This is a genomic window from Pseudomonas sp. IT-196MI5, from assembly GCF_949767415.1.
Classification (GTDB): domain Bacteria; phylum Pseudomonadota; class Gammaproteobacteria; order Pseudomonadales; family Pseudomonadaceae; genus Aquipseudomonas.
Map to the genome: position 1 here is coordinate 373,183 of NZ_CATKPZ010000011.1, position 21,208 is coordinate 394,390.

Here is a 21,208-nt window from a genome sequence, read left to right on the forward strand (position 1 = left end):
ATAGAAGGTATAGGCCCGCCATAGCTGTTTTTACAGCTCTACGACAACCGCCTGCGCAGCACGGGTCGCCTTGGCACGGGCGGCTTCGATCGACTCGTCGCGCGCCAGGGCTACGCCCATGCGGCGCTGGCCGTTGACTTCAGGCTTGCCGAACAGGCGCAGCGCGGTATCCGGCTCGCTCAAGGCCGCGCCCAGGTTGGCGAAAGCGGTCTGGGTCGACTGCCCTTCCACCAGGATCACCGCCGAGGCCGATGGCCCGAACTGACGGATCAACGGGATCGGCAGACCGAGAATGGCTCGCGCGTGCAGGGCGAACTGCGACAGGTCCTGGGAAATCAGGGTCACCAGGCCGGTGTCGTGCGGGCGCGGCGAGACTTCGCTGAACCACACCTGATCGCCCTTGATGAACAGCTCGACGCCGAACAGACCACGGCCACCCAAGGCTTCGGTCACCGCTTTGGCGACACGCTCGGACTCGGCCAGGGCAATCGGGCTCATGGCTTGCGGCTGCCAGGATTCCTGATAGTCACCCTTCTCCTGACGGTGGCCGACCGGCGCGCAGAAAGTGGTGCCGCCAACGTGACGCACGGTCAGCAGGGTGATTTCGTAGTCGAAATCGATGAAGCCTTCGATGATCACCCGACCTTTACCGGCACGACCACCTTCCTGGGCGTAGTCCCAGGCTTTCTGCACATCATCGACGCTGCGCAACAGGCTCTGGCCCTTGCCCGAGGAACTCATGACCGGCTTGACCACGCATGGGAAACCGAGGTCCTCGACGGCCTTGCTGTAGTCCTCGAAGGTGTCGGCGAAATGGTACGGCGAGGTTGGCAGGTCCAGTTCTTCAGCGGCCAGACGACGGATGCCTTCGCGGTTCATGGTCAATTGCGCGGCGCGGGCAGTCGGGATCACGTTGAAACCTTCGGCCTCCAGTTCCACCAGGGTCGCGGTGGCGATGGCTTCGATTTCCGGCACGATGAAGTGCGGCTTCTCGGCTTCGATCACAGCACGCAAGGCCGCACCATCGAGCATGTTGATCACGTGGCTGCGGTGCGCCACCTGCATGGCCGGCGCATTGGCGTAGCGGTCCACGGCAATCACTTCAACGCCCAGACGTTGCAGCTCGATCACCACTTCCTTGCCCAACTCGCCACAGCCACACATCAATACGCGGGTCGCGGTGGGCGACAATGGAGTTCCGATACGGGTCATCTGAAGGTCCTCAAGAAGCGGATCATCGAGGGAAGCACGCTTCCCATGGGGAGAAAGCGCGGCATTTTACATGAACTTCAGCTGACGACAGCCTGTTTGCGCAGGCGCCAGGCCATGATCAGCCACACGGCGGTGACCCCGGCGAACTTCGAACCCAGGGCGGTGAGGATCACCCCCGGCGTCAGGGCGTCGATCATGCCGAAAAAGATAAAGGTATCGAGGGGAATGCTCAGGGCCGAACTTATCCACAGGCGATCATGCAGCGGGCGTTTGGTGATGCTGAACACCAGCCAGTCGATGCACTCGGAAACCGCGAACGCCGTGGCGCTGGCCAGGGCGATGGACGGATCGGAGGTGACATAGGACAACACCAGCGCCACCAGCATCGCCGCAAGGGCGCCATGCCCGAACCGGGCTTGCACCATGTCGCGCAACACAAACACCAGCCCGCCCCACGCCGACCAGATGATGTCCAGGTGGGGGGCGGTGGAAAAGGCATAGTTGATCAGCACGACGCTGCTGATGTAGGCGATCAGGAAGAGCATGGGCGGTGAAAGTACCTGTCAATTTTGTGCACAGAGTACTTCATCTTCGGTACACAAATAACCTGTGGCGAGGCGATTTTGTGGCGAGGGGGCTTGTCGGAACGCCGCATCGCCCCGTTCGACTGCGCAGCAGTCGTAAATTCAGCCGGCCAGGTTAGTCAGACAGAATTTGATTGAAGGATTTGGCACTGCTTCGCAGCGCAACGGGGGCAAGCCCCCTCGCCACAAAAAGCCCTGACAATTCAGTTATCGGACCTGGAAGGCAACATCCAGAGCAACCCACTGGCCTTGGCCCGCTCATGACACAACCCCAGCACCTTGCGTCGCTCGTCGTTGGTCATGCGGCTCCAGCGGGTAATCTCCTCCACCGTGCGTTGGCAACCGGTGCAGATATCATCGTCGTCCAGCGCACAAATGTTCACGCAGGGCGATGCCACCGGGCGCTCGGTGGCGCTCATTGTTCCTGCTCGGCCAGGTCGCGGGCATAGCGCTGCGAGTTGTGCACGTAGTGAGCAGCGCTGGCCTCCAGCATCTTGATTTGCGACTCGGTCAATTCGCGCACCACTTTGCCGGGCGAACCCATGACCAGCGATCCGTCCGGAATTTCCTTGCCTTCGCCGATCAACGAGTTGGCGCCGATGATGCAGTTCTTGCCGATCTTCGCGCCATTGAGAATCACCGCGTTGATCCCGATCAGGCTGTAGTCGCCGACAGTGCAGCCGTGAAGCATGGCGTTGTGCCCGATGGTCACGCCGGTGCCGATGGTCAGCGGGTAGCCCATGTCGGTGTGCATCACGGTGCCGTCCTGGACGTTGCTGTTCTTGCCGATCAGGATCAACTCGTTGTCGCCGCGCAATACGGCGTTGAACCAGACGTTGGCGCCCTCTTCCAGCTTGACCTTGCCCACCAGCACGGCATTGGGTGCGACCCAGCTCTGTGGATGGGTTTCGACGCGGGCGTCGCCCAGGCGGTATTTCATCGTGTTGTCCTCAAGGCTCAGGCAGGCAGGTTCAAACCATTCGAACGATGGCTTCAGGTATTGATAAAGCTTTTGGGAGGCTGGTGCAGGCTGATTTTGGCGTCATACAGCAGGTTGATCAACTCGACGATCATGATCGCCGTCAGCCCCCAGATCTTGTATTCGCCATAGCGATAGCTCGGCACGTACCAGCTGCGGCCCTGATAATCGATGCGATGGGTATGTTCGCGGGGGTCTTTGCGGAAGAACTCCAGAGGCACGCTGAACACCGCGGCGATCTCTGCATCGTTGGCCCGGTATTCGACATAATCCGGGATCACTCCGACATAGGGCGTGACCTGGATGCCATGCAGGCTGATCAGCGGGCTGAGCGGGCCGATCACCTCGACCAGCCCCGGCGGCAGGCCGATCTCTTCTTCGGCTTCGCGCAGAGCGGTGAAAATCAGGTCCGGGTCATCAGGGTCACGACGCCCGCCGGGAAAGGCGACTTCACCGCCATGGGTCGACAGGCCGCTGGCACGCAGGGTCAACACCAACTCGGGCTCGTCACTGCGGGTGATGGGCACCAGCACCGCGGCCTCGGGAAAACGACGGTCGGTCTCCAATGTGCTTGGTGTGTGGTTGCTAACCCGATGCAGTAGCTCGTCCAGCATGAGTGTTCTCGATCTGTGCCCTACCCGGCATCATGCACCAATCGCTGCGGTCGCCCAACCCCCGCAACAGCCCCATGTCGCGAAACGACAACTTGCCGACAGACACTGCCGCACGCCAAGATAGGCGCAGCATTCAGGAACCCCAGCATGAAATTTTGCAGCCAGTGCGGTAACCCGGTGACCCAACGCATTCCCGAAGGCGATTCGCGCCTGCGTTTTGTCTGCGACAGCTGTCAGGCCATTCACTACCAGAACCCCAACATCGTCGCCGGTTGCGTGGCGACCTGGGGCACCAAGGTGTTGTTGTGCCGGCGGGCCATCGAGCCACGTCGCGGCTACTGGACCCTGCCCGCCGGTTTCATGGAAAACGGCGAGACCATCGAACAGGCCGCCATTCGCGAAACCGCCGAGGAAGCCTGCGCCCGGGTGCGCAACCTGAGCATCTATACCCTGATCGACGTGCCGCATATCAGCCAGGTACATGTGTTCTTCCGCGCCGAGCTGGCCGACCTGGACTTTTCTGCCGGCCCCGAGAGCCTGGAAGTGCAACTATTCGACGAAGCGGACATTCCATGGGATGAGCTGGCTTTCCGCACGGTGGGCCGTACCTTAGAATGCTTCTTCGCTGACCGGCGGACCGAGGTCTACCCCGTACGGTCTGAATCGATCCCGCCACTTGCTCAGCCTGCCATTATCTGATGTCATATCGGCATCACTCAAAGGCGTCGAAAGACCGCCCGGACGCGGCACGAGCCTGCAAAAACTTCTATACATAAATAGTCGCGACACCTCCTGGGGAATCGTTTCAATGCGCTGGTTGCTTGCCCTGTTCTGTTTGTCGTTCGTCGCGTTGTCCGAGGCTTCTGCCGTGGAAACCCTGAACGGCAAGGTCATCGAGAAAGTCCTGATTCTCAAGTCTTCCCATCAATTGCAATTGATCAATGACGGCAAGCCGCTCAAGACCTATCGCATTTCCCTGGGCAAGCGTCCCAAGGGGCCGAAGCTGATGGAAGGCGACAAACGCACCCCGGAAGGCTTCTACTGGGTCGACTGGCGCAAGACCAGCGACCGCTTCAACCTGGCGATGCACGTTTCCTACCCGAACATCAGCGACTCGGCCCGCGCCCGTCGTGAAGGCGTCGAGCCCGGCGGCATGATCATGATCCACGGCACCCCGGACAGCGAAGACACCCCGGAAGACCTGTTCCACACCCTGGACTGGACTGACGGCTGCATCGCCATGCGCAACATGGACATGCGCGAAGTCTGGAACCTGGTGCCGGACGGCACGATGATCGAAATCCGCCCGTAATCCCCACGACCATTGGTCGCCCGAAAAAACAAATAAAAAAGATCGTAGCCTGCCGGATTGATGCCAATCCCGCAGGAGCTGCCGCAGGCTGCGATCCTTGCCTTCAAAATCCCTGCCTCTATTACCACTTCAGACCACCCCCGAGCCTGTGACTGACAGGCCGTTATCGCGAGCAGGCTCCCAGCCTGTATCGCGATACTCCCGCCAAATCGTGGCATACATATGTACCACCTCCTCCTCCCCCTTCCTCGCCATGCTGCCGGCTCTTTCTACCGACTGGAGACCGTGTCCATGAGCACACCCACCGCCCCACCGTCTTTTGAAGAAATCAAAGGCTACCTCAACCAAATCGGCCATCACCTGCTCAACACCCCAACCCCACTGCTGCCCGACCATAAACCCACAGCCGAACAACGCTACCTGGAACGCCTGGACGGCATCCTCAAGCGCTACCGGGAACAGTTCCTGAGCAAGGCCAAAACCCACTATCAAGGATTAGCCAACTGCGACCTGAAAACCAGCGAAGGCCAGACTCTGCTCACCACTCTCAAGAGCACCTTGAACACGCATCTGATGGACATGGACCTGCGCGAGCAGATCGATGGCAAGTCACTCAAATCCTACATGACCTTCGAAGCCGGGTTCACCGCCCTGGAGCATGAGGCCAGGCTCGGCGTCCAGGATCGCCTGCTGCACCCACAAGAAGGCACGATGCTCGAAAGCGTGGCGCTGCGCCCAAGCTTGCGTCCAGGCCTGTATGCCTTGCAGTTCAGTTACCGGGCGCAACAGATCGAGCTGGCCGGTGCCTTTGTCGCCACAGAAAAAAACAGCGTTGTGGTCAATGACCTGATGAGCGCGCAGGACGTCGGCCAAGTCTTGCTGTTCACACCTGCGCGAGGGATCGAATCGTTCAATACCCTGGCCGAACTCAACACTCACTTGCGGCAAAACATGGAGCACGTCAGCGGGCGCAGTGAATTCATCGACAGGTTGCCCACGCGCTACCACGCCTTGAGCCCCGCCGGAATCTGGCCCCTGGAACTATCACCCATCGACGACCAGCCGTTGTTCGAACACACCGTCGGTGCACTGATCGCCAAGCGCACCCAGGATATCGACCGGGCCCTGAGCCTGGTGGACAACCCGCAGCACGACCCCGCCCAATTGATCGCGGCCCTCGACCGCGCGATCCGCAGCGCCCTGCCCGACCTGAGTGCCCGCCTGGAACTGCGCGCCCAACGCCTGCTCGAACGGTTGCTGCGCTACAGCGCACCCGATTGGTATCGCAGCGCCAGCGAGGCACGCCGGGCCACGCTGGCTGAACATCTGGCCAGCTACAACCAGGCACGCCAACACCTGCTCGATCTGTTGGGCCCCGCCGCGAACCCCCAAGCCCTGGCCCGTTTTCAATGGCTGGAGCGGTTGAGCGATGACCTGGAGATTCACGACCTGAACCCGGAGCACCTGCAGGTCAAAACCCAACGGTTTGTGCCCGGCGTCGGCCACTATGAACACAATCGTGACCTGATCGACCTGGCCTTGCGGGGCCTGCATACCGGTGACGAACTGCCTGGCTCCGACTTTCTGACGAAGACCACCTTTACGTATAACGGCGCGCCCTTGCCCGATGCGTACCAAGACCTGACCCCTGCGTGGATCGTGCAACAGTCGATGACCCTGCAACCTCGGTTCGACTTTGCACAAGTGCAACGAGAACTGCACGCCCGCCCCGAGTTCGGCAGCGCCATCGAACAGATGCTCGACCAGCGGATCAACGCCCTGGCCTACACCGCCTTCCTGCAAGGCCACATTCGCGAAGACGACTACCAGGCGATCCAGCGCCTGCGCCAGGGTACCGATGCGCGACTGAGCGCGGCCACCCTGGACGCCAGCGTCCTATCGCTGCACGGCGCGCAACTTCAGGACCTCTGGGTGTTGCGCCAGAGCGATACCGACGGGACGATCAACCGCGTACTGCTTTGCACCCCCGAGGCACCACAAGAGCACCAGTTCCAGGTGTTCGACAGCGAGCTTGCGTGCCGGCAACACATCCTCGGCTGGACCCTGGACAACGGCCTCAAGGCCCCACCCGGCACCATGACCGACTACTTGATCCGCCAGGTGCCACTGCGCCTTCGCAACTCGATGAAGCACCTCTTGAGCGATCTGAGCCTGAAGTTTCACGCCCGGCAATACAACAAGATCACGTTCAACGCTGGCAACTATCGCCAGAGCCTGAAATCGATGGCTGATCATGTACTCGCCACACGTATCGACAATTACGAATTCAATACGCCGAGTTGGTATCGCTCAGCCACCATTGATGTCAGACGAAGACTCTCGACCCTGGCCGAGGATGCAGAAGGCAGCTTGCAGACCTACAACGACCATCCACAGTCCGAAGCCCGCGTCCAACGCTTCGATGCCTACCTGCACGAAAAGGCCAGGGAGCGCTTGAACCAACTGCTGGGGCGCCGTCAGAACGATGTCGACCCGGACACCGTATGGGCCTATTCACCCTCCGCGCTCGGCACCCGGACACCGGCGCCCATGACGTATACCCAGCTCTACCGTGATGGCTACGCCGATGGCATCGGTTTTCTCGACGAAAAATTCTCCCGCTCGGCAAGGTACAAGGGCCCGCAAGGCGTTGACCTGAGCACCCTGAACGCCAATCCGGAAGCCGTCGCGCGCTCGGTCACCGGCGTCTGGATTGGCCAGCGCTACGTCGACAAGGTCAAGGCCGAGTTGCTGGACCCGGGCAGCCCGGCGTTTACTTTCAGGCGCAATGCGGTGCTGGCCATTACCCAACGACAGATGCTCAGTGCCGCACTGGAGTGTCGCCTGCAAGGACACATCGCCAGCGTTGACCTGCAATGGCTTGAGCGCTGCATCGCCAGTATGGGCGACACGTCGCCGGAGACTCGCGGCAACTACGCCATCCATCGCCTGCTGGTCGACGGCGAATGGGTCATCGACACCTGCCTGTTCAGCCACGCTGACAAGCCAGTGCTGCTCTATACGCCCCATGCCCCCGACGGCATCACCTTTCGCGAGGCCAGGCAGTTCAATTACCTGCTGAAAAAACTCCCCGGCTTCATCCGCTACCTCACCCTGCGTGTCGATGTTCGATCCCGGGGCCGGATCCAGGCATTTCTGGAGACCGCCAAACAAGGGCTGCCTGAGAACCTGGATAAAACCACCTCCAGCCCCCCGCGTTACGACTCGACCCGGGCGCTGCCTCCGGTACTTGACCTGCGCCGTTTGCTGTACAACATGAAGCTGCAACGCAAGATCGACGAAGTGTCCGCCACCACCACTAACCGCACTCAGATGATCACCAGCATGCTCTGGACGTGCGTGGAGTTCGTGGCCGCCATCGCCACTGCGCCTTTCCCGGTTCTGAGTCTGAGTGTTGGCCTGCTGCTGGCCTTCAAGGACGGCATGCTCGCCCTGCATGCGTACAACCAGGGCGATACCTCGGCTGCCCTTGAGCACTTCGCCGGGTATCTGTTCAACAGCGCCGGCGCCCTCTTCACCGACCTGCGTCCGGTCCTGCAATCGCTCAAACCCATCGGCAAATCCGTGCGCCTGGCAGTTGCCAGCACCGAGCAAGGCCAAGCGATGAAGCTGATCAGCCAGCTGGAAACCGCCCCCCCGACACCTGCAGGCATGCAGCCGGTGTTGTTCAATGGCGAGGTGCTCTGGGCGCCGAAGACCCCGGATGCGATCGGTCGCTACCTGCTATATCGCCATGACCCGGTCAGCGGCAAATGGGTCTCGACCACGCGCCTGGCCGCACCGAACGCCGAGGGCTTCTGGACCCGCACCGGCGTTTCCGGCGGCGCGCCGAAATATGAAACAGTGCCTGAAACCCCCGGACCGTCAAGAGACTATGGGATGCCACAGAAGTACTGGAGCCGGCTTGAGTCGGTCATGGACCCGCAGATGCGGGCGCTCATGATCAGCCAGGCAGTCGATATTGACCAAGGTCTAGTCGGCACAGTGCTGGGCAAAGCCGCCAATGAACTGAGTTCGTTACGCACGGTTTACCTGCAGCAGGTCGAACGCCTGACCAGGGACGCGGATAACTTCTTCCTCTTCCTCGACACGCTGCCCGCTCGCGCCAACGTGCCTGCCGTAGAGGCCAGCACCCCGCTAGCCCAATTGATAGCCAACGACGCCTTTGCCGGGAACAGGAATCTGGTCATCGGTGCCGTGCCAGGCTCCATCGCCAGCAAGCAGGCACTGATTACCAATATGGATGCCCTGGTCGAACAAGGTTTCAAGCGCCTGTATGTGGAGTTCCTGCCGGGGGATGTTTTCAAGCTCAAGCTTGAAAAGTTCAACCAAGGGAAATCATGGCGGCACATCAAAAAACATTTGAAGGCCATAGACCAGTCCCTCGGCATCGCAAATGACGCCGAGTACTCTTACCTGGCCCTCGCACACAAGGCCAGGGAAAAAGGCGTGCAAATCAAGGCGCTGGACACCTCGACCTCCTATCGACTGGACGATGTCCTGCTCATGGGCGATAGCTCGCCGACCACGCCCCAGCCCAACAGTCTGAGAAACTATTACTCGCACAAAGTCATTGAAGCCGACATGGCCGATGCATCGCACGAACGCTGGATCGCCCTGGTCGATCACTCGCGCATGACCACATACAACGGGACACCTGGCCTGGCGGACTTGAACGAGGCGGTCGCGCTGCGCATCGAAGACGTCGGCTTGAATCAACCGGTGGGCATCTGGCCAGACACCCCCGGCAAGATACCAGGTGATGCACTCGCCAAAGGCGACTACCACATGACCCTGCAAACACCGTACAAGACGCCCGAACCAATCGCACCGACTGCCTCTACCCCCGTCACCAGCACTGGCCATTTCAACGACTTCGATATTGCACCGTCGCTTAGAGATGAAATCGCCCGCCTGAGCGACGAACCACGTGGCCTGGATTCCCGCTACGCGCCGTCCCAGCCATCGCGAGCGCAAGCGCACGCTGAATTCATCAAGCTACGCAAAAACTTGAATACCAATGCCAAGGACTTTTTTGCCGACTATGTTCCACCGGCCAGGCCAACGTTGCCAACGATCAGCACCAGCACCACGCCCGAGTCGTTCCTGAAACAGATCAGCGAAAGCCGCCTGCCGGGGTTGGTGATTGGCGAGGCTCACTCGGCAGAGTCGAGCAAGGCATTTTTGATAAAGCACATGAAGCAGTTGAAGCAGCAGGGCTACAAAACGCTCTACGTCGAACACCTGCTCACCGACCTGCACCAGGCTGAACTGGAGGTATTCCATCGAACCCAGCGGTTTCCCGACAACCTCAAGGCCTACCTGAAAGCCCAGGATCGGGGACATATGCCGCTCTACACTGGCTCTGACAACTACTCGGAAGTCATCCAGGCCGCCCACAAATATGGCATGCGCATCAGGGCGCTGGACTGTACCGCCAGCTATCACCTCAAGGGCTTGCCTGATCCAGAAAAAGCCCGCAACCAGATGTTCAACTACTTCGCTTCCCGGGTCATCCTGGCCGACCAGGCGGCACACGGGCCCCATAAGTGGATTGCCTTCATGGGCACCGCCCACACCAATAACTTCCAGGGCGTATCGGGACTGGCCGAGATCCTGGGCACGGTCAGCCTGCATGTCAGAGATTGCGCGCCGTCAATGTCCAGAGGCATTCACCCGGGGTTCTGGGAAACCGATCTCACGGGGCCTCGCTGGAGGGCAATACGCAGTGACTTCAAACTGGAAGTCAGCAACGCCCAACAACGGGCTCCTGCGCCCTTTGTACCTGTCGACAGGTCAAGACTGCGCCAGACGGGGCACTTCCTGATCGAACGCCCCTCGGCTGCCGAAACCAACCTGCTGCACCGCTCCCGCAGCGGTGAAATTGTTTCCACGCCGATTCAGGTGGACCCTAACGGGTTGTTCTTTATCGACCGCTGGGACATGACGGCACGACGTTTCGAGTACCAGAACATGCTGATCGAAGCACTCAAGGCAGAGGTTCACCTGACGCCAGCACCGTAATCGGCCCCAGTCACCCACTATCACGCCCAACAAAAAGCCCGCTGAAATCGCTTTCAGCGGGCTTTTCGTTTCCAGGGCGGGAAGATCAGAAATCCTCCAACCGCCACACCTCATAAGCCGGTGTCTCATAGGGATGGCTCTGTTTCAGAGCCGCCACCACCGAGCGAATCAACTCATCCGCCACCACCAGCTCGACCTTCCACTCCTCGACCTGTTCGACCTGCCCAGCTTGCCCAATGAACGGCTGGCTGCCGTCCAGTGGACGAAACTGACCCAGGCCCAACACCTGCCATGCGCAGTGGTCGTAAGCGCCGATCCGTCCGCCACCGGCGGCGAATACGGCGCTCTTCACGTCTTCGACGTGACTGGCTGGAACAAAAAAGCTGAGCTTGTACACGGCGCTTAGTTCACCCACACGCGAGCATTACGGAACATACGCATCAGCGGTGCATCTTCGTTCCAGTCATCCGAGCGCCACGAGTTCTGCACGGCGCGGAATACACGCTCCGGGTGCGGCATCATGATGGTCACGCGACCGTCGCGGCTGGTCAGGCCGGTGATCCCGCGCGGCGAGCCGTTCGGGTTGGCCGGGTAGCTTTCGGTGACCTTGCCGTGGTTGTCGACGAAACGCATCGCCACGCAACCCGACAGATCGGCTTCCAGCAGTGCTTCTTCGCTGGCGAATTCGGCATGACCTTCGCCGTGGGCGATAGCGATCGGCATGCGCGAACCGGCCATGCCTTGCAGGAAAATCGAGTTCGACTCCTGGATCTGCACCATCGCAACGCGGGCTTCGAACTGCTCGGAACGGTTACGCACAAAGTGCGGCCAGAACTCGCTGCCCGGGATCAGCTCGTGCAGGTTGGACATCATCTGGCAACCGTTGCACACGCCGAGGGTGAAGCTGTCGTTGCGTTCGAAGAAACCCTGGAACGCGTCACGGGCACGGCTGTTGAACAGCGCCGACTTGGCCCAGCCTTCACCGGCACCCAGCACGTCGCCGTAAGAGAAGCCGCCGCAAGCGACCATGCCCTTGAACTCGTTCAGGTCGACACGGCCGGCCAGAATGTCGCTCATGTGCACGTCGATCGCGTTGAAACCGGCGCGGTCGAACGCAGCCGCCATTTCCACCTGCCCGTTGACGCCCTGCTCACGCAGTACGGCAACCTGTGGGCGAATGCCTTTCTTGATGTAAGGCGCGGCGATGTCCTGGTTGATGTCGTAGCTCAGCTTGACGCTCAGGCCCGGGTTGTCTTCTTCGAGCAGCACGTCGAACTCTTGCTCGGCGCAGTCGGCGTTGTCGCGCAGACGCTGGATCTGGTAGCTGGTCTCGGCCCACTGACGTTGCAGCAGACGACGCTGGCCTTCGAATACGGTGTCGCCGTTGAAGGTGATGCTGATCTCGCCGTTGTTGATTGGCTGACCGATCACCGACACACAGTCGCCCAGGCCAGCAGCGCTGAACTGCGCGAGGATGTCCGGAGTCGCGTCCTGGCGAACCTGGATCACCGCACCCAGTTCTTCGTTGAACAGGATCGCGGCGATTTCGTCGGCGCTGTGGGCAACGCTGTCGAGGTTCAGGCTCAGGCCGCAGTGACCGGCGAAGGCCATTTCCACTACGGAGGTCAGCAGACCACCGTCGGAGCGGTCGTGATAAGCCAGCAAGTGACCGTCGGCGTTGAGGCCCTGGATCACGGCGAAGAAGGCTTTGAGGTCTTCGGCGTCATCGACGTCCGGAGCGTGCTTGCCGAGCTTGCCGTGAACCTGTGCCAGGATCGACGCGCCCATGCGGTTCTGGCCGTGGCCCAAGTCGATCAGGATCAGGTCGGTGGTGCCCTTGTCCATGCGCAGTTGCGGGGTCAGGGTCTGACGGATGTCAGTCACTGGCGCGAAACCGGTCACGATCAGGGACATCGGCGAAGTGACGGACTTGTCCACGCCTTCATCGTTCCAGCGCGTGGCCATGGACATCGAGTCCTTGCCCACCGGAATGGTAATGCCCAACTCAGGGCACAGTTCCATGCCGACCGCTTTCACGGTGTCGTACAGGCGTGCATCTTCACCCGGATGACCGGCGGCGGACATCCAGTTCGCCGACAGTTTGATGTCGGAGATCTTGCCGATGCGTGAAGCCGCGATGTTGGTCAGAGTTTCGCCGATGGCCATGCGGCCCGACGCCGGAGCGTCCAGCAGTGCCAGCGGAGTACGCTCGCCCATGGCCATGGCTTCACCGGTGTAGACGTCGAAGCTGGTGGCGGTGACGGCAACGTCGGCCACCGGAACCTGCCACGGGCCGACCATCTGGTCACGGGCCACGAGGCCGGTGATGGTGCGGTCGCCGATGGTGATCAGGAAGCTCTTGCTCGCCACGGCCGGGTGATGCAGGACGCGCTCGACGCAGTCGGCAATGTTCAGGGTCGACGGATCGAAGTCATCGCCCAGTTCGGCTTCACGCACTACCGAACGGTGCATGCGCGGGGCCTTGCCCAGCAGCACTTCGAGCGGCATGTCCACCGGGCTGTTACCGAAATGGCTATCGGTGACGGTCAGCTGTGGTTCGGCAGTGGCTTCGCCGACCACTGCGAACGGGCAACGCTCGCGTTCGCAGATCGCCTTGAAGCGCTCGAAGTCAGCCGGGCCGACCGCCAGAACGTAACGTTCCTGGGATTCGTTGGACCAGATTTCGTGCGGGGCCATGCCCGGCTCGTCGTTTGGAATGTTGCGCAGTTCGAAACGGCCACCGCGGTCGCCGTCATTGACCAGTTCCGGGAAGGCGTTGGACAGACCGCCCGCACCCACGTCGTGGATGAAGCTGATCGGGTTCTTGTCGCCCAGTTGCCAGCAACGGTCGATGACTTCCTGGCAGCGGCGTTCCATTTCCGGGTTTTCACGCTGTACCGAAGCGAAGTCCAGGTCTGCCGAACTGGTGCCGGTGGCCATGGAGGAAGCCGCGCCGCCGCCCAGGCCGATCAGCATCGCCGGGCCGCCGAGCACGATCAGCTTGGAGCCGACGAGGATCTCGCCTTTCTTGACGTGCTCTTCACGGATGTTGCCCATGCCACCCGCCAGCATGATCGGCTTGTGGTAGCCACGGACTTCATCGCCGTGCGGGGTGGTGATCGACTGTTCGAAGGTACGGAAGTAGCCGGTCAGGGCCGGACGACCGAATTCGTTGTTGAACGCAGCGCCGCCCAGCGGGCCTTCGATCATGATGTCCAGCGCGGTAACGATGCGCTCAGGCTTGCCGTACGGCACCTCCCACGGCTGTTCGAAGCCCGGGATCTGCAGGTTGGACACGGTGAAGCCGGTCAGGCCAGCCTTCGGCTTGGCGCCACGACCGGTCGCGCCTTCGTCGCGGATCTCGCCGCCGGAACCGGTGGATGCGCCCGGGAACGGGGCAATCGCGGTTGGGTGGTTGTGAGTCTCGACTTTCATCAGGATGTGCACCGGCTCCTGCACCGCGCCGTACTGGCGGGTTTCAGGGTCCGGGAAGAAACGACCGGCCACGGAGCCGACGATCACCGAGGCGTTGTCCTTATAAGCAGACAGAACGCCTTCGCTGTGCATCACGTAGGTGTTCTTGATCATGCCGAACAGGCTTTTTTCCTGGCTCTGGCCATCGATGTCCCAACTGGCGTTGAAAATCTTGTGACGGCAGTGCTCGGAGTTTGCCTGGGCAAACATCATCAGTTCGATGTCATGCGGGTTGCGCGAAAGGCCGACGAAGGCGTTGACCAGATAGTCGATCTCGTCTTCGGCCAGGGCCAGGCCCAGCTCGGTGTTGGCTTTTTCCAGCGCGGCGCGGCCGCCACCCAGCACGTCGATGGCGGTCAGGGGTTTCGGTTCGGCGTGGCTGAACAGGCCGGCGGCCTGTTCGAGGTTACCCAGGACGATCTGGGTCATGCGGTCGTGCAGACCGTCGGCGATCAACCGGGCTTCAGCGTCGCTGAACTGGCCGGTCACGTAGAACGCAATGCCGCGCTCCAGGCGCTGGATTTTCGCCAGGCCACAGTTGCGGGCGATGTCACTGGCCTTGCTCGACCACGGAGAGATGGTGCCGAAACGCGGCAGCACCAGAAACAGACGACCGGTCGGTTCTTGTACCGGAACGCTTGGACCGTACTTCAGAAGGCGCGCAAGCACCTGCTGTTCGTCGCCGGTCAGGACGCCGGTAACTTCGGCGAAGTGAGCGAATTCAGCATACAGGCCACTGACAGCCGGAACCTTCTGGCTCAGTTGCTCAAGGAGTTTGCTGTGGCGAAAGGCAGAAAGGGCAGGAGCGCCGCGCAGGATCAACATCTTCGGGACAGCCTCGGGAAGGGGTGTGCTTTGAGGCCGTGCATTCTAGCCTAAACAGGCCGCGACAGCACCCGAAACGCTACGCACGGTTGCACCCGGGCGCCGATCTGTGTTTCTGCCTCGAAAGTCAGGTTAATTGGGCGTGTGACGACAGCTTATTTTTACTGTAACAAAATGCAGACAAAGCCCATTCCTGCGGGGTTTCGGCCGGTTTGGTGATCTCTAGCAGACTAGCCCCTCGCTGTCGAGATATGGCGCCCGTGGTCCTTTGCGTATACTGCGCAGATGTTTTTCCCAACGGCTTTGCGTCCGCGGTACGCCAAATGGCTGATCGCAACCGGACTCTTCCTGATGCTCGGTGGCTGTGTTGATAAACCCAACACGCTCGAGCGCGTAAAGGAGGATGGTGTGCTGCGGGTGGTTACCCGAAACAGCCCCGCCACCTACTTTCAGGATCGCAACGGTGAAACCGGCTTCGAATACGAGCTGGTGAAGCGCTTCGCCGACGATCTGGGGGTCGAGCTCAAGATCGAGACCGCCGACAACCTCGATGACCTGTTCGACCAGGTCGGCAAGCCCAATGGCCCGGTACTGGCGGCTGCCGGGCTGGTCAGCAGCGAAGAACGCAAGAAGCAGGTGCGCTTCTCGCACTCCTATCTGGAAGTCACCCCGCAGATCATCTACCGCAACGGCCAGTCTCGGCCAACCGATGCGAAGGATCTGGTAGGCAAGAAGATCATGGTGCTCAAGGGCAGCACCCATGCCGAACAACTGGCACAGCTGAAACAGAAATTTCCCGGCATCGAATACGAAGAGTCTGACGCAGTCGAGGTCGTCGATCTCCTGCGCATGGTCGACGAAGGCCAGATCGACCTGACGCTGGTCGACTCCAACGAAGTGGCGATGAACCAGGTGTACTTCACCAACATCCGGGTCGCCTTCGACCTCGGTGACGCCAGCAACCAGAGCTGGGCCGTCGCGTCGGGCGACGACAACAGCCTGCTCAACGAAATCAACGAGTACCTCGACGAGGTCAAGAAAAACGGCACCCTGCAACGCCTCAAGGATCGTTACTACGGGCATGTCGACGTTCTCGGCTACATGGGTGCCACCACGTTTGCCCAACATTTGCAGCAACGCTTGCCCAAGTACGAACAGCACTTCAAGTCGTACGCCAAGAAAGAGAAAGTCGACTGGCGCCTGCTGGCGGCCATCGGATACCAGGAGTCGTTGTGGCAACCGGCCGTCACGTCCAAGACCGGCGTGCGCGGCCTGATGATGCTGACCCAGAACACCGCGCAGGCCATGGGCGTGTCCAACCGCCTGGACCCCAAACAGAGCATCATGGGCGGCGCCAAGTACCTGGCCTACATGAAAGACCAGCTCGACGATTCGATTCAGGAACCGGACCGTACCTGGTTTGCCCTGGCGGCCTACAACATCGGCAGCGGCCACCTCGATGACGCACGCAAACTGGCGGCCAAGGAAGGGTTGAACCCGGACAAATGGCTGGATGTGAAGAAGATCCTGCCGCGCCTGTCGGAAAAGAAGTGGTACAGCAAAACCCGTTACGGCTACGCCCGTGGCGGCGAACCGGTGCATTTCGTGGCGAACATCCGTCGCTACTACGACATCCTCACCTGGGTCACGCAGCCGCAGCTTGAAGGCGATCAGGTCGCCGAGGGCAAACTGCTGGTTCCGGGGATCGACAAGACCAAGCCGGCGCAAGAGCCTGCCCCGCTTTAAAAACCGCCACCAAACCACTGTAGGAGCGAGCCGGCTCCGGGCGGCGTTCCGACGATGAGGCCCTTTCAGTCACGTCACCTGTGTCTGTCAGACCGCTATCGCGAGCAGGCTCACTCCTACAAGGTTTTGTGTTGGTTTTTAAGCCTTCGCGGCAGCCGCCAGAATCAGCGCCTTCATTTCCGAAACAGCCGACTTGAAGCCAACGAACAGCGCATGGGCCACCAGCGCATGGCCGATGTTCAGCTCGTTGATACCCTTGATCGCTGCCACGGCTTCAACGTTGTGATAGTGCAGGCCATGGCCAGCATTGACGATCAGGCCCTGGGCCAGACCGAAGGCCACGCCATCTGCCACACGCTTGAGTTCTTCGGCGACTTCGGTCGGCGTCTCGGCATCGGCATAACGCCCGGTGTGCAGTTCGATGGCTGGCGCACCGACACGGCGTGAGGCTTCGATCTGCCGCTCATCGGCATCGATGAACAGCGACACCTCGCAGCCGAGCTTCGACAGGCGCTCGACCGCCGCCTTGATCCGCGCTTCCTGACCTGCCACGTCCAGACCACCTTCGGTGGTCAGTTCCTGACGGGTTTCCGGCACCAGGCAAATGTGCGCCGGGCGAATGCGTTCGGCGAACTGCATCATTTCTTCGGTGACGCCCATTTCGAAGTTCATGCGGGTTTGCAGCACATCCTTGAGCAGCAGAACGTCGCGCTCCTGAATGTGCCGACGGTCTTCGCGCAGGTGCACGGTGATGCCGTCAGCGCCCGCCTCTTCCGCGTCCAGTGCCGCCTTGACCGGGTCCGGGTAACGGGTGCCCCGGGCCTGACGCAGGGTGGCAACGTGGTCGATGTTCACGCCAAGAAGAATACGGGTGCTGGTGGTCACGGAAGCGCTCCAGAAGAAGAGAAAGTTCGGTGCACAGCATACACAAGGAATTTACGGCTTTCGAAACAACTCTCGGGAAACCAGCGGCCGACCGCCCAAGTGAACGGCCAACGCCTGACGCATCAAGCGTTTGGCTGCCGACAAGGCACCCGGCGCGCTCCAGTCAGCATTGGCCATGGCCAGCAGTTCAGCACCCTTGAACAGTCCGGGTTGCAGCAGGTAGACACGTTCAAGCCCCGCATCCACTTGCAAACGATAGAGGCCGTCCGGTGCAATGGGGTCGTCGTGGATGTCAGTGCCCAGGGAGAAACCGTAACCGAGATCATCGAGCAATCGCCATTCAAACGAACGAAGCAACGGTTCCAGCGGACGGCCTTCGGCCAACGCCAGCAAGGTCGCGGCGTAGTGATCGAACACCGCGGGATGCGGGTCTTCGGCAGGCAACAGGCGAATCAACAGCTCATTGAGATACAGGCCACTGAACAGCGCCTCGCCATTGAGCCAGGTGGAGACCCCGGCACTTTCCATGCGCCCGACGTTCTTCAGCTCGCCCCTGCCCCGGAATTCCACTTCCAGCGGCACGAATGGCCGCGCCAGCGTCCCGGCCTTGCCCCGCGCACTGCGCAACACCGCCCGCAGCCGGCCTTGTGGCGTCAGGAAATCCACCAACGCGCTGGTTTCGCGGTAGGCGCGCGAATGCAGGACGTAGGCGGGCTGGGCGATGGGTTGGGACATGGAAATCGCAGATCTCAATGAAGGAATGCCGTTTTACATACAACCCAAAACCATTGTGGGAGCGAGCTTGCTCGCGATGAGGGCCTGACATTCAACATTGATGTTGACTGACAGACCGCTATCGCGAGCAAGCTCGCTCCCACAGGGGATCATTGTTGATCCGGAAAACGTATTACAAGTCGCCGTAACCCAACGAACGCAACGCACGCTCGTCATCGGACCAGCCACCCTTAACCTTGACCCACAGGTTGAGCATGATCTTGGAGTCGAACAGCAGTTCCATGTCCTTGCGCGCTTCGGTGCCGATGCGCTTGATGCGCTCGCCCTTGTCGCCAATGATGATTTTCTTCTGGCCATCGCGCTCGACGAGGATCAAGGCATGGATGTGCAAGGTCTTGCCCTGCTGCTTGAACTCTTCGATTTCAACGGTGATCTGGTACGGCAGCTCGGCGCCCATCTGGCGCATGATTTTCTCGCGCACCAGTTCAGCGGCGAGGAAACGGCTGCTGCGGTCGGTGATCTGGTCTTCCGGGAAGAAGTGATCGTTTTCCGGCAGGTGCTCGGCAATCACTCGCTCCAGCGCATCGAGGTTATGCCCGTGCTGCGCGGAAATCGGGATGATCTGCGCATTCGGCAACTGTTCCTGCAACCAGCTCAGGTGCGGCATCAGCTCGGCTTTGTCTTCGATGCGATCGGTCTTGTTCAGCGCCACGATCAGCGGGCCGGTCACGTACTGGACGCGCTCGAGCACCATCTGGTCCTCTTCGGTCCACTTGGTGCGGTCGACCACGAAGATCACCACGTCGACGTCTTTCAACGCCGCCGAAGCGGTCTTGTTCATGTAGCGGTTCAGAGCCTTTTCGCCGCCCTTGTGCATACCAGGGGTGTCGACGTAGATCGCCTGCACATCGCCCTCGGTCTTGATGCCGAGCATGTTGTGACGGGTGGTTTGCGGTTTGCGCGAGGTGATCGCCAGCTTCTGACCCAGGATGTGGTTCAGCAGCGTGGACTTGCCCACGTTCGGACGGCCGACGATGGCAACATAGCCACAGCGAGTTGCGTTTGTATCAGTCATTGCCATTCTCCACACCCAGGGCAATCAGTGCTGCGGCGGCCGCTACCTGTTCGGCAATACGACGGCTCACACCCTGACCTCGGCTTTTTTCATTCAGTAAGATGATTTCGCATTCGACGAAGAACGTCCGGCAATGCGGCTCACCCTGGATATCCACCACTTCGTAACGCGGCAGCTCACAACCACGGGATTGCAGGAACTCCTGCAGGCGGGTCTTTGGATCTTTGTTGGTGTCGACCAGCGTCAGGCCTTCGAACTCTCCGGCCAGCCATGCGAGCACACGCTCACGGGCCATTTCCATGCCGGCATCGAGGTAGATCGCACCGATCAGCGCTTCGAGGGCGTCGGCCAGAATCGACTCGCGACGGAAACCGCCGCTTTTCAGCTCGCCCGAGCCCAGGCGCAGGTATTCGCCCAGATCGAAACCACGGGCCAGTACGGCCAGGGTCTCACCTTTCACCAGCCGCGCGCGCAAACGCGACAACTGGCCTTCGCGGGCCAGCGGGAAGCGCTCGAACAACGCCTCGCCGGCGACGAAGTTGAGAATGGCGTCACCGAGAAATTCCAGGCGTTCGTTGTTACGCCCGGCAAAACTGCGGTGAGTCAGGGCCAGGACCATCAGTTCCTGGTCCTTGAAGGTGTAGCCGAGCTGACGCTCTAGACGGCTTAAGGAGACGCTCACGGTTTACCCACGCTGAGTTCGTGGCTGGATTCCACCGCCATTGCCGTAAGGCGGCGCAGGCTTGGGACAATTAACGCTGTGTTCAAAAATAACGTCCTGAATATCATTGTTTTCATGCGTCTGGCGCCCATTGTGCCGGTTCCAGAAATGCATTCGGCGCTGTGTTCAACAGCGCCGTGTCTGATTACTTGATCAGGCCAACCCGCGAGAAATTCGGCAGGTGGCTGAGTTTGGGTTCCGGCCAGCTCATCCAGACCGCGAAGGCCTTGCCGACGATATTCTTGTCGGGAACCATGCCCAGCAGATCCTTGGGAATGTTCGGATCATCCCAGTAGCGACTGTCGTTCGAGTTGTCGCGGTTGTCGCCCATCATGAAGTAGTGCCCGGCGGGCACGGTCCACGAATGGTCCGGCATTGCGCGGTAGCGGCTCATTTCCTTGCGGATCATGTGCTCGGCCGCACCGAGTTTTTCCCTGTAGAGCTCAGCGCTGCCCAGTGTGCCCGGTTCGGAGCCGACCAGTTGCTCGGCAATCGATTGACCGTTGACGAACAGGCGCTTGTCAGCGGTGTAGCGAACCGTGTCGCCCGGCAAACCGACTACACGCTTGATGTAGTTGACGTTCGGGTCGCTCGGGTAGCGGAACACCATCACATCGCCGCGCTGCGGATCACCGACTTCGATGACTTTCTTGTCGATCACCGGCAAGCGGATCCCGTAGGAAAACTTGCTCACCAGAATGAAGTCGCCGACATCCAGGGTTGGCTTCATCGAGCCGGAAGGAATCTGGAACGGTTCCACCAGGAACGAACGCAGCACCAGCACGATGAACAACACCGGGAAGAACGACTTGCCATATTCAACCAGCAGCGGTTCTTTGTTCAGCTTCTCGACCACGACCATGTCAGGCTGGCTGACGCTGCCCTGATAGGAGGCGATGGCGGCACGCCGGCGCGGGGCCAGGATCAACAGATCGAGCAACGCCAACAGGCCGCAGACGAACACGGCGATGACCAGCAACAGCGGGAAATTTAGTGACATA

Annotated in this window: 16 protein-coding genes; 4 read left to right on the plus strand and 12 right to left on the minus strand. The window is 60.6% G+C overall.

Translation table 11 applies throughout. The features are described from left to right. Positions 1-30: 30 nt before the first annotated feature. The 5 genes from purT to ACM6IK_RS09250 all read right to left on the minus strand — a co-directional run bounded on the left by purT (position 31) and on the right by ACM6IK_RS09250 (position 3,389). Positions 31-1,212 (minus strand): formate-dependent phosphoribosylglycinamide formyltransferase, encoded by a 1,182-nt coding sequence (gene purT, locus ACM6IK_RS09230; protein WP_218429477.1) that lies wholly within the window; start codon positions 1,210-1,212, stop codon positions 31-33. 77 nt (positions 1,213-1,289) lie between these two features. Then, entirely contained in the window at positions 1,290-1,757 is a 468-nt protein-coding gene (locus tag ACM6IK_RS09235; RefSeq protein ID WP_056721198.1) for a VUT family protein, read from the minus strand. A 242-nt stretch (positions 1,758-1,999) separates the two neighbouring features. Then, a complete protein-coding gene (locus ACM6IK_RS09240) occupies positions 2,000-2,215 on the minus strand; it encodes a DUF1289 domain-containing protein (RefSeq protein ID WP_414874060.1) in 216 nt (71 codons plus the stop codon). Next, positions 2,212-2,736, minus strand: a complete 525-nt coding sequence (locus tag ACM6IK_RS09245) for a gamma carbonic anhydrase family protein (protein ID WP_414874061.1) — start codon at positions 2,734-2,736, stop codon at positions 2,212-2,214. The genes ACM6IK_RS09240 and ACM6IK_RS09245 overlap by 4 nt, the downstream gene beginning before the upstream one ends. Positions 2,737-2,789: 53 nt before the next feature. Next, positions 2,790-3,389, minus strand: a complete 600-nt coding sequence (locus ACM6IK_RS09250) for a CoA pyrophosphatase (protein WP_414874062.1) — start codon at positions 3,387-3,389, stop codon at positions 2,790-2,792. A 147-nt stretch (positions 3,390-3,536) separates the two neighbouring features. Here ACM6IK_RS09250 and ACM6IK_RS09255 point away from each other — a divergent pair, with 147 nt between their 5' ends. The 3 genes from ACM6IK_RS09255 to ACM6IK_RS09265 all read left to right on the plus strand — a co-directional run bounded on the left by ACM6IK_RS09255 (position 3,537) and on the right by ACM6IK_RS09265 (position 10,746). Next, a complete protein-coding gene (locus tag ACM6IK_RS09255; protein WP_008016748.1) occupies positions 3,537-4,088 on the plus strand; it encodes an NUDIX hydrolase in 552 nt (183 codons plus the stop codon). 109 nt (positions 4,089-4,197) lie between these two features. Further along, a complete protein-coding gene (locus tag ACM6IK_RS09260) occupies positions 4,198-4,701 on the plus strand; it encodes a L,D-transpeptidase family protein (protein ID WP_414874063.1) in 504 nt (167 codons plus the stop codon). A gap of 291 nt (positions 4,702-4,992) precedes the next feature. Next, the gene (locus ACM6IK_RS09265) at positions 4,993-10,746 is read left to right on the plus strand and encodes a toxin (RefSeq protein ID WP_414874064.1); all 5,754 of its coding nucleotides are present in this window, start codon (positions 4,993-4,995) and stop codon (positions 10,744-10,746) included. A gap of 85 nt (positions 10,747-10,831) precedes the next feature. Here the strand turns inward: ACM6IK_RS09265 and ACM6IK_RS09270 are convergent, their stop codons facing one another. Together ACM6IK_RS09270 and purL are read right to left on the minus strand one after the other, a co-directional pair. Further along, entirely contained in the window at positions 10,832-11,143 is a 312-nt protein-coding gene (locus tag ACM6IK_RS09270; RefSeq protein WP_108216541.1) for a YqfO family protein, read from the minus strand. A 5-nt stretch (positions 11,144-11,148) separates the two neighbouring features. Continuing rightward, positions 11,149-15,045, minus strand: a complete 3,897-nt coding sequence (gene purL / locus ACM6IK_RS09275; RefSeq protein ID WP_414874065.1) for a phosphoribosylformylglycinamidine synthase — start codon at positions 15,043-15,045, stop codon at positions 11,149-11,151. A 285-nt stretch (positions 15,046-15,330) separates the two neighbouring features. Here purL and mltF point away from each other — a divergent pair, with 285 nt between their 5' ends. Beyond that, positions 15,331-16,791, plus strand: a complete 1,461-nt coding sequence (mltF, locus tag ACM6IK_RS09280; protein WP_414874066.1) for a membrane-bound lytic murein transglycosylase MltF — start codon at positions 15,331-15,333, stop codon at positions 16,789-16,791. A 138-nt stretch (positions 16,792-16,929) separates the two neighbouring features. On the opposite strand, the gene pdxJ is transcribed toward mltF, so the two are convergent. From pdxJ to lepB, 5 genes are all read right to left on the minus strand, one after another. After that, positions 16,930-17,676, minus strand: coding sequence for a pyridoxine 5'-phosphate synthase (gene pdxJ, locus ACM6IK_RS09285; RefSeq protein ID WP_414874067.1), 747 nt, complete (start codon positions 17,674-17,676; stop codon positions 16,930-16,932). 51 nt (positions 17,677-17,727) lie between these two features. Further along, positions 17,728-18,411, minus strand: a complete 684-nt coding sequence (recO, locus tag ACM6IK_RS09290) for a DNA repair protein RecO (protein ID WP_414874068.1) — start codon at positions 18,409-18,411, stop codon at positions 17,728-17,730. A gap of 172 nt (positions 18,412-18,583) precedes the next feature. Then, positions 18,584-19,486 (minus strand): GTPase Era, encoded by a 903-nt coding sequence (gene era / locus ACM6IK_RS09295; RefSeq protein ID WP_007973959.1) that lies wholly within the window; start codon positions 19,484-19,486, stop codon positions 18,584-18,586. Further along, positions 19,479-20,168, minus strand: a complete 690-nt coding sequence (rnc, locus tag ACM6IK_RS09300; RefSeq protein WP_008053221.1) for a ribonuclease III — start codon at positions 20,166-20,168, stop codon at positions 19,479-19,481. The genes era and rnc overlap by 8 nt, the downstream gene beginning before the upstream one ends. A 184-nt stretch (positions 20,169-20,352) precedes the next feature. Then, on the minus strand, positions 20,353-21,207 hold the full coding sequence (gene lepB / locus ACM6IK_RS09305; protein ID WP_414874069.1) for a signal peptidase I: 855 nt from the start codon (positions 21,205-21,207) through the stop codon (positions 20,353-20,355). Position 21,208: the final 1 nt, after the last annotated feature.

Excerpts from the sequence above, each read along its gene's own strand:
- era (WP_007973959.1), bottom strand. The coding sequence starts at position 19,486 with ATGACTGATACAAACGCAACTCGCTGTGGCTATGTTGCCATCGTCGGC.
- ACM6IK_RS09235 (WP_056721198.1), bottom strand. The coding sequence starts at position 1,757 with ATGCTCTTCCTGATCGCCTACATCAGCAGCGTCGTGCTGATCAACTAT.
- ACM6IK_RS09250 (WP_414874062.1), bottom strand. The coding sequence starts at position 3,389 with ATGCTGGACGAGCTACTGCATCGGGTTAGCAACCACACACCAAGCACA.
- ACM6IK_RS09255 (WP_008016748.1), top strand. The coding sequence starts at position 3,537 with ATGAAATTTTGCAGCCAGTGCGGTAACCCGGTGACCCAACGCATTCCC.
- ACM6IK_RS09265 (WP_414874064.1), top strand. The coding sequence starts at position 4,993 with ATGAGCACACCCACCGCCCCACCGTCTTTTGAAGAAATCAAAGGCTAC.
- ACM6IK_RS09245 (WP_414874061.1), bottom strand. The coding sequence starts at position 2,736 with ATGAAATACCGCCTGGGCGACGCCCGCGTCGAAACCCATCCACAGAGC.
- ACM6IK_RS09260 (WP_414874063.1), top strand. The coding sequence starts at position 4,198 with ATGCGCTGGTTGCTTGCCCTGTTCTGTTTGTCGTTCGTCGCGTTGTCC.
- purL (WP_414874065.1), bottom strand. The coding sequence starts at position 15,045 with ATGTTGATCCTGCGCGGCGCTCCTGCCCTTTCTGCCTTTCGCCACAGC.
- lepB (WP_414874069.1), bottom strand. The coding sequence starts at position 21,207 with ATGTCACTAAATTTCCCGCTGTTGCTGGTCATCGCCGTGTTCGTCTGC.
- recO (WP_414874068.1), bottom strand. The coding sequence starts at position 18,411 with ATGTCCCAACCCATCGCCCAGCCCGCCTACGTCCTGCATTCGCGCGCC.
- mltF (WP_414874066.1), top strand. The coding sequence starts at position 15,331 with ATGTTTTTCCCAACGGCTTTGCGTCCGCGGTACGCCAAATGGCTGATC.
- ACM6IK_RS09240 (WP_414874060.1), bottom strand. The coding sequence starts at position 2,215 with ATGAGCGCCACCGAGCGCCCGGTGGCATCGCCCTGCGTGAACATTTGT.
- purT (WP_218429477.1), bottom strand. The coding sequence starts at position 1,212 with ATGACCCGTATCGGAACTCCATTGTCGCCCACCGCGACCCGCGTATTG.